At 25.0% G+C, this 14,164-nt stretch carries 9 protein-coding genes; 6 read left to right on the forward strand and 3 right to left on the reverse strand.

Annotated features, from left to right (window positions below; all coding sequences use genetic code 4):
• The first annotated feature begins 9 nt into the window (after window positions 1–9).
• The 6 genes from JXZ90_RS00445 to JXZ90_RS00470 all read left to right on the forward strand — a co-directional run bounded on the left by JXZ90_RS00445 (window position 10) and on the right by JXZ90_RS00470 (window position 9,417).
• Window positions 10–1,338: a C1 family peptidase gene (locus JXZ90_RS00445; RefSeq protein ID WP_205848439.1), complete on the forward strand. Its 1,329-nt coding sequence runs from the start codon at window positions 10–12 to the stop codon at window positions 1,336–1,338.
• 134 nt (window positions 1,339–1,472) lie between these two features.
• Window positions 1,473–2,735: a GTPase ObgE gene (obgE, locus tag JXZ90_RS00450; protein WP_205848440.1), complete on the forward strand. Its 1,263-nt coding sequence runs from the start codon at window positions 1,473–1,475 to the stop codon at window positions 2,733–2,735.
• Between the two features lie 80 nt (window positions 2,736–2,815).
• The gene (locus tag JXZ90_RS00455; protein WP_205848441.1) at window positions 2,816–3,547 is read left to right on the forward strand and encodes a hypothetical protein; all 732 of its coding nucleotides are present in this window, start codon (window positions 2,816–2,818) and stop codon (window positions 3,545–3,547) included.
• Between the two features lie 428 nt (window positions 3,548–3,975).
• The gene (locus tag JXZ90_RS00460) at window positions 3,976–5,061 is read left to right on the forward strand and encodes an MAG3090 family protein (RefSeq protein ID WP_205848442.1); all 1,086 of its coding nucleotides are present in this window, start codon (window positions 3,976–3,978) and stop codon (window positions 5,059–5,061) included.
• A gap of 62 nt (window positions 5,062–5,123) precedes the next feature.
• Window positions 5,124–8,915 carry a hypothetical protein gene (locus tag JXZ90_RS00465; protein ID WP_205848443.1) on the forward strand — a complete coding sequence of 1,264 codons (3,792 nt, stop codon included), beginning with the start codon at window positions 5,124–5,126 and terminating at the stop codon, window positions 8,913–8,915.
• A gap of 190 nt (window positions 8,916–9,105) precedes the next feature.
• A complete protein-coding gene (locus JXZ90_RS00470) occupies window positions 9,106–9,417 on the forward strand; it encodes a hypothetical protein (protein ID WP_205848444.1) in 312 nt (103 codons plus the stop codon).
• Between the two features lie 49 nt (window positions 9,418–9,466).
• Here JXZ90_RS00470 and JXZ90_RS00475 read toward each other — a convergent pair whose 3' ends face one another.
• From JXZ90_RS00475 to JXZ90_RS00485, 3 genes are read right to left on the reverse strand one after another with little or no spacing between them, the layout of a single operon-like run.
• Window positions 9,467–10,024, reverse strand: a complete 558-nt coding sequence (locus JXZ90_RS00475; protein WP_205848445.1) for a hypothetical protein — start codon at window positions 10,022–10,024, stop codon at window positions 9,467–9,469.
• A gap of 1 nt (window position 10,025) precedes the next feature.
• Entirely contained in the window at window positions 10,026–11,954 is a 1,929-nt protein-coding gene (locus JXZ90_RS00480) for an MAG3240 family lipoprotein (protein ID WP_205848446.1), read from the reverse strand.
• Window positions 11,955–11,964: 10 nt separating this feature from the next.
• On the reverse strand, window positions 11,965–14,163 hold the full coding sequence (locus JXZ90_RS00485) for an OppA family ABC transporter substrate-binding lipoprotein (RefSeq protein ID WP_205848447.1): 2,199 nt from the start codon (window positions 14,161–14,163) through the stop codon (window positions 11,965–11,967).
• Between the last annotated feature and the right edge of the window lies 1 nt (window position 14,164).

Below are 14,164 nucleotides of genomic sequence, written 5' to 3' on the forward strand. Positions count from 1 at the left end.
GAGATTAAAATGAAAATAGAAAAAAAGACAATAGATTCTTTTTATAAAAGTTATTTAAAGAAAAAAGAAAATAAAATTGTTGAAAATGCTGCAACAAAAAATGGTGTTTATAATTCAACATATAACAACGATGTTAAAGCATTTCATAATAACGAGTTTTCTGTTGAAGTAAAAAAAGCAGGAATTACTGATCAAAAAAACTCTGGACGTTGTTGAATTTTTGCCGCGCTAAACATTCTTAAACCTATTACATTAAATAAATTAAATGTAGAAGAATTTGAATATTCAGAAGCATATGTTATGTTTTGAGAAAAGATGGAAAAGGCTAATGTATTTTTAGAATTAATCATTGAACACCCTGAGTTAAATTATGGAGATAGATTATTTGATATGTTTCTTGATTTTGGCGCTGAAGATGGTGGTTATTGAGAATGAGTTGAAGGTTTAATAACTAAATATGGTGTTGTACCAAAAAGTGTTATGCCTGAAACATATAACTCAGAAAAAACATATGAATTAATTAGTATCCTAAAAGTTCATTTACTTTCGGCTGCTAAAGATTTAAGAGAAGCTATAAAAAACAAAGTTTCTATTGAAGAATTACGTAAAATGAAACAAACATTCTTGCAAGGTGTTTTTGATATATGTGCTAAGTCTTTAGGTTTACCACCAAAGGAATTTGATTTCGAGTACAGAGATAAAGATAAGAAATTCCAAAAAATTAGTAAAGTGACACCATTAGAATTTTTAGAAAAGTATGCTTCACTAGACTATCAAAAACTAATTAATGTTGTTGATGATCCACGTAAAGAAAACCCTAAAAATAGAATGCTTGTAGCAAAACATTTTAAAGGGGTTATTGAAGGTAGAATGCTAAGTTCTATAAACGCCGATTTAAATCAAATCAAAGAAGCGGTTATAAAGCAATTAAAAGATGGTGAACCTGTTTGATTTGATTGTGATATGGGACCATTTATTGATAGAAAATTAGGTATCATGGATGCACAAATATATCAAATTGATGAAGCATTTAAAATTCATAACAATTTAACAAAAGAAGATAGAGTTAATTTTAAATTATCGTTGCCAAATCATGCTATGACCTTAGTAGGTGTTGATTTAGATGAGAATGATAAACCAATCAAATGAGAAGTTGAAAATTCTTGAGGCGATGAAAATGGTGCAAAAGGTTACTTTTCAATGAGTGATGAGTGATTAAATGAGTATTGTTTTGGTTTCATATTAAATCCAAAATATGTTGCACAGGAAATATTAGATGCTCGTGATAAAGAACCTATTATTATTGAACCTTGAGATCCACTTTCAAGATTCTTCTAAAATATAAATATCCGCAATTGGATATTTTTATTTTTTGCTAAAAATATTTAATAACATGAGAAAATAATTAAATATGTAATAATTAGTACATATTTAGTAATAAAATAACAAACTATTTATTTAAAGGAATAATTATGGCGAAATTTATAGATCAAATTAAAATAACTTTACAAGCTGGACAAGGTGGGAATGGAATCATTTCATTTAGAAGAGAGGCTCACGTGGATCGCGGAGGTCCAGATGGTGGAGATGGCGGCCGTGGAGGTAATATTTATTTTGTTGGTGACACAGGTAAGAATACTTTACTAACTCTATATGGAAATAAAAAGATTACAGCTGAAAACGGTGTTAATGGGGGACCTAAAAATTTATATGGCGCCGCTGGTAAAGATGTATATGTTAAGGTTCCTATTGGAACCGTTGTTTATAAAGATAACAAAATAGTAGCCGATGTCCTTGATGAAAAGGAATATTTAGTTGCAGAAGGTGGCCGTGGAGGTCGTGGCAACAATAAATTTAAAACAGCTAAGAATACCGCTCCAAAAATCTGTGAAAATGGTTCAAAAGGTGAAACATACGAAGCAAAAATTGTCTTAAAAGTACTTTCGGATGTTGGCGTGGTTGGTAAACCTAGTGCTGGCAAAAGTAGTTTATTATCCGCTCTTTCAAATGCTAAAGCTAAAGTAGCTGAGTATGAATTTACTACCTTGGTGCCACAATTAGGCTTAGTAAAATATTTTGACAATTCTTTTACAATAGCAGATTTACCAGGTTTAATTAAAGGTGCTTCGCTAGGTAAAGGATTAGGTTTTCAATTTTTAAAACACATTGAAAGATGTAGAGTTATAGCTCATATTATAGATTTTGGAGATGACACTAAAGATCCAATAAAAGACTATGAAATCATCAATAGTGAATTAAAAACATATAGTTTAAAATTAGAAAATAAACCTCAACTTGTAATTGCTAATAAAAATGATTTACCCAGCTTTAAAGAAAATGTTAAAAAATTTAGTTCTAAATATCCGAATGTTAAATTAATTGAAATAAGTGCTCTTAAGCAAAACAATTTAGATCTAGTTCGTAAGGAACTTTGAGGTTTACTTGAAATTAATAAACTAAATCCTATTGAAGAAGATAATGAAGAAGTTGTTGAAATTAAATTAGAAAAACAATGAGAAATATTAAAACCATATGAAGGATTTTATGAAATTAAAGGTCCTAAAATTGAAGAAATATACAACCGCATTCCTTTAGTTAGTTATGACAATCTATTACGTTTCAATAATGCATTAAAAAATGTGGGAATCTGGGATGAGTTGCTTGAAAAAGGTATTTTGCCAGGTGACACAGTAAGGATTGAAGGATATGAATTTGAATGGGACGGTTCATACTAAATAACATATAATTAAATTATATTGTCATTGTTTAATATAATTAAATAACTTGGTTAATAATAAATGAAAGGAGTGACAGTATGCCATTACAATTAGAAAAAACAGAAAATTCATTAGATTTACAAGAATTAATTCAATTGATTTTAAAAGAAGAAGTTAGCGAAAAGAATGATTTTTCATTTGCTATAAATACTTCAAATAATTTTCATCCAATTTATGAAGCTATTGTTTCATCATTTCAAAGCGGTGATCTTAGTTTTAATAAAACAACTTTTTACTCTACTGAAGAATTTGAAAATGTTAGTTGATCAAATACAAACACAGCATATCAATATTTAGATAAATATTTTTATAGCCCCCTAGAGATAAAAGATGAACAAAAAATAATTCCTTTCCTTTTCAATATGGCTCATAATAATGAATATGACGGTAGAATAGCTAATAATAAAATTGATTTAGCTATTTTAGAATTAGGCCCAAATGGCGAATTAGGTTTTCTTAATTCTTTTGAAAAATTAACAGATAAGTCTTCTATTCAAAATATAAAAAATTATCAAATGGAAAATATTAAAAGCTGAATAACTAATCCTGAAAATCAAGTTCCTAATTCTATTTTCTCAATTGGAATGGGTGGCATATTTACATCTAAAAAATTAGTTGTCTATGCATCAGGAGTTGATAAATTAAACGTTGTTAAGAGAATACTATTTTCTGACAGATTTGATCCAAACGTTCCAGCTTCAGTTCTTCAAAAACATAGAAACGCAACATTAATTTTAGACCCTCAATTAAGCTATCTTTTAGGTAATTAAATCTATTATAATTATTTTAATACTTATTAAAATAGCTATTATTTTGAATAAAATTGTGGATAACTTATTTTTTAAAAAAATACTTAATATGTCTTTATTTAATAAATATAGGCATATTTTTATACTTTTATTTTTTTGCTAAAACTTGTTTAAAGAGCAAAAATACAACAAATTGAGTTTTAAATATTATATTTTTTTAAAAATTACCAATCCCGCTTTTTTATAGGGTTATATATAAAAAAAATATTTTATATAAATTTTTTTTGTATTATTATTAATTTAAAATAATCAAAAATCAAAATAAAAATAACGAATAACTTATATAGATAAATTCAAAAAAATATAACTTTTATCTATTTACACTATAAATCAATTTAATTAGTCAAAACATATTTTTAACTGGTTAAATTCAAAGGAGAACATTTAAAATGAAAAGACTAAATTTATTATATAAGCCAAGAAAAGCAAAAGGATTTCCTTGATTGTTGATTCATCCTAAAGTAAAGAATGGATTAGCAAGATTCGAAACTAGAGCTGATGCTATAAATTGGTTTTTACAATTTAACTATGAATCATATATTTGATTTCAAACTGAAGAAAAAATATTTGGTGGACAAATAGCAACTCTTTTAGATGATTCGCTAGATGTCGATGATAAAAAATTATTATTCATACCTAAAGTAACAGGATTTGACGGCGGTGATACATATGAAGGTATATGTAAAGAATTTATGATTCATGAACAATATTTATCAAGAAGTGTTTCAGAAAAAGTTTTAAAAGAAACGGTAAAAAAAATAAATGCGGAAATTATAAGCGATATTGAAACATATTTCCCTGAAGAATTTGAATCGAAAAGAAAGAAAACTACGGAATACATTGATTTAAGCTCAATTAAAGCATCTCTTGAATTAAGAATTAGAGAACTTGAAAAAAATGAAAATATAGCTAAAGAAAAAATTAATTTATTAAAAGAAGAGTTAGCTAAAAAAGAAGCTGATTTTATAAGTATTAACAAGAACATAGATGATTACTTTATTGCAAGTAACGGCAATGATGCGTATCCAGAAAGAAATATGAAAACAGAAGAGGAGAATTCAAGTATGTTTGATAAAAATAATGACTTAGATGAAAATGGTACTAATTATTCTCAAGAAAATGAAAACAATGATATGGGCAATGAATTTCTAGATCAAAATATACCTTTTGAAGATTATTCTCAAAACTATTACAATGATGGAAATATGATTAAAGCTGCTAATAATCAAGATGAAAATCAATTAGCACTATACCAAGATCCAGAATATGGACTAGTTGCTTATGAAGATTCTAGCATTCTAGATTTGTATTATGAAAATGGCTATGGATATAATTTAGACATTGAGAGAAGAGATAAAATAGTAAATTTAATTAATAGAATCTTTATATGAACTCTTTTAGTTATATTTGCAATTATTTCGGTGGTTATGCTTTTGATGATTTTAGATTATTTTTGTATAGTTGATATTTATTAATAGTATGTTTTAAAAAAATAAATTTGTGTAAAGTAATAATAGACAATATTATAGGAGGAACAATGAAAAAAAGTTTAAAAATAGGTTGAATCGGTGTTGGACTAGCAGGTCTTACCGCAGCATCATTAACCGGAACAGCAATAGCACTTAAAAAAGCGGATAGAAAAGCATTTAATGATTCTATTGAAAAGTTGAATGTTGAGGTGAAAAGTTATAAAAGAGCTATTAAAGAGTTTGAAGATAAGCAATCAGAAATAAATTCTATTTTCAATAATTTAATTAATTCTGCAACCGGTGAGGATAAGGAAATCTTAAAGGATTTTAAAAACTTGCTTAAAAAAGGATTTAAGGAAAGCGTTGCAAAAGACATAAACTTAGATGAATATAAGTTTGAAGATATTGATAATAAAATGTCAATTGTTTCAAAGTATAACCTTGGAGCAAATATAGGTAATCCTAATTTTAAAAATGAGCTAAAATACTATTTTGAAAACATTAAAAATGTAACAAATGCTATAAATGAAAAATTAAAGCTTCCTTATAAAAAATTATTAGATGATGAGGTTAAAAAGATTGTTTCTAAATCAAAGTTCATTAATGAAATTGATTCTAACGTCAAAAGTTCTAATAGTTTATCATTAAATAAGTTTTCAAAATCTAATTTTGGCGAAAACAAAATAAATAATGAGTTTATCAAAAAATATGAGAATTTAAAAAAATATGAAGAACATATATTAGGTGAAGATAAAGATATTAATGACTCATTAGAAGATTTTAAGAATTTAGCGATTTCGGTTGTTCAAATTAATAATAGTTTTAAAAATGTTTTCTCCAAACTAAATAGTGATTCACAATTAATAAAATTGTATTTTGATAATAGCGAAGTAATTAATAATTTAGTTGAAATGGGGATAGAAAGAGCGGAAATTGCAAACTTGAAGTCAGTTATAACTAAAACTAGTGATCAATTCGCAAGAATTAATACTGGTTTAGATTCAAAAAACAAAAAATTAACTTGGGATCAAATAGCTGATGAAAAGGAAGATTTTTTTAAAAACAATGTATTTATCTTTTCTAAATTTAATGATTTATCGCAAAAAAGTAAAGATATACAAAATAATTTAGCAAATAAAGGTAAGGAAATAATTAATATTTTTGAAAAAGCAAAAATGAACTTTGGATTTAGTGAATCTGGTTTTTCTAACGATGACTTAAAACAAGCGTTAGAATCTATGAGACAGTTTTTTAATCAATCCGACCTTGCCCCTTCTTCAACATTTATTGAAAGTGAAACTGATTTATCAAAAATATTTGATTTTATAATTGCAAAAAATAAAGAAGCTAAAGATAAGACTGATTTAGTTTTTGATATTTTTAAAGCCACGATGAACGCGAGTTCAACAAAAGTTGTTGATGCTATCAATAATAAAGAATTTTATGAAGATAATAACGGGATAAATAAATCTAAAAGATCTGCGAAACATTTTAATGAGTTCAAGGATGTTAAAAAAATTATCGAGGATATAGAGAACGCTAAAAATTTATTTGAAACTAAAACAAATAAAATTACAACAGTTGATGTTTTACAAATAACTCAAAACGAAAAAGATGATTTAGTATCTTCTATAAATGATTGAAACGTAGTTATTAATTCAATTAATTTAACATATGACAAAAATCAAAAATACAATGATTTTATTGATAATTTTAAAAAAATGTATGAATCTATAGTTTCTTTAAATGAATTTAAACTTGACTTAAGTGAAATATCTCAAAATATTAATCCATTAGAGTATGACATTGCAAAAGAATTTACTAATTATATTGATACCATTTTGAATAATGTAACCATTCAGGCATTAAATAAATTTAATGATTACGAAAACATTGAAGAGTCAATGGATAGAATTGATAAAATTCCTGAAAGACAAGTTTTTGTTAAGTCTTATACTGGTGCTATTTCAAGATGATATCAAATGTTTTCATCATTTATATATCAATCTAATGAATTTAGAAATGAAGCAAAAATAGATTCAAATCTCCAATCTTTTTCAAATAAGTTTTACAATAGATCAACAGAGTATTTTAAATTATTAAAAGACGACAAGATTAAAAAATTAATTGAAAACAAATCAATTAGCGATTTGTACACAAGCGATTATGAATTAGATTTATCTGTAATTAATGATGATATTGATTATGTAAGTAAAAATTTAAATGCATTAAACAACTTATTGTATAAATATAATAAAGTCAATAGTATAAATAATGTTCAAACATATGGACTTAAATATTATTTAACTAAAAAGAACGAATATGACTATAAAACACTTGTAAAAGGTAAAAGATTTGAATGAAATAAAAATAGATTTGAAACAATTAACGGTTTACAAAATAGAGAAGAATTTTTAAAATTTGATGTAAATAATTTTTCAAAACAAGATGCTTTAAAGAAATATCAAGAATTAAACTGAAATACTTTTCCATTCTATGATAAATTTGAAGCTTCATTAAGTTCGTCTAGTGGTTATAAGCATTTTACTGATGTAAAACCTAGCCACTATTCTTCTTATGATAGACTTTATAAAACCAAAAAATTAAACTTTAACGGAAATCCTCTATATAAATGAAAATCTGATTTGCAAGAATTGCAAGAACTTATTAGACTTCAAGATAAAGTTATTGATTTTGCATTTGATAAAATTATGAGTGAAAAAGAAATCTCAACTAACAATATTGTTGTTGATTATGTAGCTAATGAATTCCATAAATCAATGGATGCAATTAGATCTAATGTTAGATTTATTTTATATTCTAAATTACCTACATATGGTTATAAACAATCAGATGGTAAAAAGACAACTGAAATAAGTAATTATACTGATTTTTCACCATACGTTGCATTATATGGGGCTATAGACAATAACGAAAAAGTTCATTATCCTAAATTTGACTCAGGTGGATATAAACTAAGAAAAACCTTTTTAACTTCAAACCCATTATTTAACACAGTTTTTGAAGATCAAGGTCATTTCCATAATGATGAGTTTACATATTCTAACGGCCATGTTGTTCCAACTTCTGGCGTAATTATGAGACAAATGGCAGCACAAAATTTCGTGTACTTTAGTTCAGATGTTTATAAATTTGTAAAGCCAGAATTTGAAAGAATTGCTTTCTCTTCATTCGCAACTTCAGATAGTGACGGCCCTTCAAAAATGGCATTGCAATCTTCTATCTATAAATTTAAGAGAGAATTTAATTTATTTAATAAGAATATTGAACACTCATGATATTACTCATTTTTAAGTGATAGTCGTTTCCTATCAAATATGCAAGTTTTATTTAGTCTACACGCATATGATTATTGACGTTATCATTCAGGTCCTGGAATTGGATTTACCTTTAATTGAGATGTTTATCCTAACTACTATATGGCATTTAAGTATGAGGCCGCAGACAAGGGTGATTATTATTTAATGAATTTTAAAGAACAAGCAAAATATAAACAAGGATATTTGGGATTCATAAACCATAATCCTAATTCTAAGCCTGAAAAATTTTTAAGAGAATCAAAATATTATTTTATTAATAATTCAAAACACACAACATTATCTGATTTAGCTGAAACTAATTATACAGAAGTTGGAAATGTTGTATGTAATTATTGATATGATCAACATGAATTTGATTTAAATTATAAATATAAACCAATTTATACATTTAAAGAAAATGATAAGCAAGCCGCAATTAATCGTGCGACACCATTGTCGCAAATGTTGAAATCTCATTCATACAACTATATGATTGCAGATGAAACTAATACAAGATGAGACTTAAATAGTGTTTCATAAAATTGTTTTTGTTATTTACTTTATTTAAAAATAATCCTAATTTAAAATCCATATTATTCAATGTGGATTTTTTATGACTTAATGTGCAAAATATTTTATTAGTAAATTTTTAAAAATGATTTATTTATTAAGATCACTACAATTTTGACGTATTATTTTTATATTAAAAACAATTGTAAAAGGAGATAAAATGAAAAAAATATTTTTGGGTTCATTATCAGCATTTGCTATTGCTGCAACACCTATTTTAGCAGTTTCATGTGGAACAAAATCACCGAAAGAAAAAGTTGAAGCAAAAATTGAAGATTACATTAATGCAGCGAAAGAAAAATACGGTTATTCAAATTTGGATAAAAAACAAAAGCAAGATGTTGATAAAATCATAGACGAAGCACTAAAACCATTTAGAAGTCTAATATCAGATAAGTTAACTGAAGCTGAAGCTGAAGAAATTATCAAGGATCTAGATAATTTAATGTCACTTCTAAATTTAAGAAGATAAAAAAATGTTAAAAAACCAAATGTTTAATTAAACGCATTTGGTTTTTTAATTAATAAAGTTTAATTTTGAGTAAACCTCTATAAAAACACATTGGTTCTCTAACGTCATTGTCTTTAAAATCAATTAGTTCAGAGGCTAACTCAACATTAAATATTAATACGTTTTCTTGATCTTTTTTAAATAGTTTATTTGAATTATCTAAGTTGTTAAATTTAATTATAAAAGCACCTACGTCTTTAAATGATTTGATTATATCCGATGTTGTTTCATTGTGAACATGATCTAAATGTTTCATATTATAAACAAGAGATATTCGGAAATTTTTACTAAATACATTTTCAAATTCTTTTGGATTATTATTGCTTTCATCAAGGTCTTTAAGTATTTTCATATTTATGTATGATTTAGACACTTCATTTCTAAAAGAAATTTTTATAGAACCATCTTTTATATGCTTTAAATTACCTTTAAAATTGCTAATTTCTTTATCTGTTCATTTATGAAATTTTGCTTCATCTATATCTGTTAAATAACACGAAGAGGAAATTAGAGGAAAGGCTATAGGTGTTATTGTTGAACTAATTAAAAATCATTTTTTATTTTTCACATTATTCCTTTCATGTAAAGTAATTAATTATTTTATTAGGATTTGAAATATCTTTGTTTTCTAATATTTCGCTAATACTTGTACTTTTTATATTATATTTTTTCATTTGCTCATATATAGATGACATATCCGTTCCTTTAAAACCTTTTCATTCAATTAGCTTATTTTGATTAGTATGATTAAGCATTGAATTTCCATTTTTATCTAAGAAATCAACTTTAATTAATGCGGTTCCAGGGTTTGTATTTGATATACCCTTAAACTCAACTTTAATATTTTCAATCCAATCTTCAGGATTTGTTGATTTTGAAATCAAGTACTTAAAAATCCTTAATCCTAAATAAGATTCAAGAACTGTAATAGGTTTATTATTGTTTTCTAGGTTGTGCACTTCATATTGTGACATTGTTGATCCGTCAAATAAAGAAAGGTTTTCATCAAATTCATAAACCTGAAGAGACAGTAATTTTAGTAATGTTTTTTCAAAAAACTCATTTGGATCAATATATTTAGTTATTTCAAGTTTGTCTGTTTTACCTAAACTCTCATTTCATATATATTTTTCAACACCTGTAAATTTTAAGTCATTTGTTACTTTGTAACCATCGAAGGTATGATAGTGTTGATTTAAATCAATTGAATAAATATGGCAGATAGATTTAGAACCATTTCATTTTTCGCGTTCAAATGTTATTTTAAATATACTTTTTGAATTATTCAAATATTTATCATCTAATTTTATATCTTCAATATTTTTAATTGTATATGATTTATCAACTTTTTGCATATGCTTTGGAACACTTAAATAATACTTATCAAAGTGCCTTTTGACAAATCATAAAAATCCTTTTGCCGTAGCCTTCTTGTAGAAGTTTTCGTGCAAGTATTTTTCATAATAGTCTAAGTCTAGAAAAAATTCATTTTTCTTCATTTTTAGCATTGTTCCGTCAGTTGGTTTATATACATTTACCATTTCATTAAATAATATTTCATCATCATTAATATTTAAATTATTATTAAAATCTATTTTAGAATTGTAGTCCTTAAAATTAGTTTCAATATCCTTCTTTTTAAGAAAATCATTAATCGGACTTTTGCCTGTTGCATCAACTAGTTGGTTATTAATAATTATGAATGTCTTATCTCTATTTTCTTTAGAAACTATACTTTTGTTGTTCTTATCTAATAAGTCAATTTTAAAAATTGGCGTACTTAGCAATGTAGTTGCTTCATACTCTGCATATCCAAGTGGAGTAATTTTAACTCTATTAATTTTAGGAAGATTATATCTTTTTAAGGTGAATAAAATAATATCTTCTCAATAACTAATTTGTTCTTGATTTTTAATTCACGATTTTGCCCTTATCCATTTAGTTGGAATGAAATTTGGAATTGCTAGTGTTCATGATTCACCTAGCTGAACACTGACTATTTTGGAAACAATACTTTCCAATGTAGGTCAGTTTTTATATCCAAAATCTGTTTCATCTTTAAAGTAAAAATCAATTTTCTTGTATAAAAGATTATAGTCAAAGTTTTGTTGTTGATCTTCACCAACATATATACTTTCATAATTCTCTTCTTCATCATATTCTCTTTTTAAATTAAGAGGTTTTATAATTTTGAAGGATTTAGAATTTTTAGAAGCTAAAATACTATCACTTCCCTTAAAAATTTTAATGTCATTATCTAGAAATTCTAATTTGGTTTGTCCTTCAAATAAGTCAACGTTTTTACTTAAAACTTTGTATTGGTCAATTGTGAGTGGAACAGGAACTTTGATTTCTTTTGGTATTCCATTAACAACCTTTTTTTCGGTTGTAAATCAAACAAGAGAATCTTGATTAACTTTGATATTAAAAACACTATTGCAACTAATTGTTGCGAGAGGAGCAGCTAAAATTATTGTTCCAAGCATAATTTTTTTCATGTTATTTATCCTATTCTACTTTTATATCCTCAAAATAAATTAAATTATCATCTCTTGTTGGCTTACTAAATCAAGGTTGAATTAATTCATAGTTAAATAATTTTAAATTAATAATTTTTGAATAATCATAAGGTAAAGCATAAGATAGAGATATTTCATTTATCAACTTTATAATACTATAATAATTTTTATTTTGGTGATATTTTGCAACTCAATTTGCAACAACACTTCCATAAGAGGCATTAAATTTTTCTTCAATTAATTTTTTAGCTTTATTAAATTCCATTTTATTTGCGAGTTTTTTAATAATATCTAAATTAATTTTTGAACCTAATTCATTTTCTATAAATTTCTTAAATTTCTGAATTTCTTGAAATTCTTTAATTTCGTTGAATAATAAGTTAATTAACAATTCCTCATTATCATTATTAAATAAATCAATTAAAAATTGAATGGTGTTTTTACTCTTATAATTAGCAATTTTATAAAAATTAGTTTCATTGACCGGTTTAATATTTATCAATAGTCTTGGATCAACATCATTAAGTATTTTTTTAATTATTTCATATATATTTTTTAAATTATTATTAATTAAATTTGATTTAACTGGAATTACCCAATTTATTTTTTCTGAATTTGAAAGAGAGTTTTTTTTGTAAAAATTATCTAAAATGCTGTTGATACTTGTTTTTAATTCTAGGAAATATCTAGTCTTAAATTGTTCGTAAATATTAGCATATGAGTCTTTTTCAAAATATTTTGATTTAAGCTCATTTGAATAATATTCATCTAAAATTGTCGTTTTACTTGATTCTAACTTAAATAACTTAATTTTTGTAATATGGTCAAAAGCATCTTTTATATTTTCATAATTTGTTTGGTAAGCATTAGAAATTTTGGCATCATAATTTATCAAATTGTCATAGTATTGAGATTTTGAAAAGTTGTATGTTATTGAAAATTTATTAATTAAGTTATTTATGTTATTTCTTAAGACAAATGAATCGCCATTATAATAATAGTTTCAATCTACTTCATTGTCCTTATCAGTGCCAAAAATTAACTTTTGATAGTTTTGATCTCCTGATTTATATAATCTATTATCTACTATTGAATAGTTGTTTTCACTATTTTTAACATCAAGAATATGTAGTTTATAAAGCAGATTTGCGGAGTTGGCTAGATTTATTAAATCATTTTGTTGTTTTGAATTAAATTGAGATAAATTAAATGAACTAATAAAACCTTGTTCGTAGGCATTTAAGTCATGATTATTTTTAGTGTTGTCATCTATTTCTTTAAGAAGGTTAAATTTAATTATTATTTTTTTAATATCAGCTTTTGACTCACCACTCTTAATGAATATTTGCTTATCAAAATCGTTTTCGTTTAAAACATATTCGCCTGCATAATAGTAATTTTTGTAACTATTTTCTAGATTATTTTTAGATGGTTGTCATGAAAACATCTTATTATTAATTAATTCATCAATTAGTAATTTAGCATTTACTTGATTATTTAAATGTATAGTAATTAATTTGTCACTGTAATTATCTTCATTCTTAAGACTATCGATATTTAAACCAATTGCATTTAGGTAATGTTCATTAAGATCTTTAACTTGATTAATTGAGTTTAATAAATCAAAACCTTTAATTTTTAAATTTGTATTAAACCCTAAATAATTTTTGTAGAAGATATTATCTTTAAGTTGTATTTCTATTTTTTTAGCTTTATTTAATTTATTAATAAATTCAGGATTATTAATTGATTTTGAATTACTTGACTTGGCTAGATAGATATAATTAAGATATCCGCCTCATTTATCTTTATCAATTTTTTTATCAACATCATCATTATCAAAAATATTCTTATTATTCTTGCTATCATAAATTATTATTTTATCTATTTTGCCAAGTGTTAAATATTTGATACTTATTTTTGAATAGTAGCCATTAATTTGATCATAGTGACTTTCATTTTCAAATTTATATCTAAGCAATTGATTTGATAATAAAGAATCTTGTAATGAATCTCTATGTTTAAATGAAGGTTTTAAATTATCTAAATTTTCATATATTGGATTTTCTGAATCTTTTTCAATAATATAAGTTGATTTATCAACCATATTTTTTTCATATACACATGCAGCTGACATCGTATTCAAAGGTATTATGGGAGCCAAAGAAAGTAATCATTTTTTATTCATA

This window comes from Mycoplasma sp. Mirounga ES2805-ORL (genome assembly GCF_017084445.1).
Classification (GTDB): Bacteria; Bacillota_I; Bacilli_A; order Mycoplasmatales; family Metamycoplasmataceae; genus Mycoplasmopsis.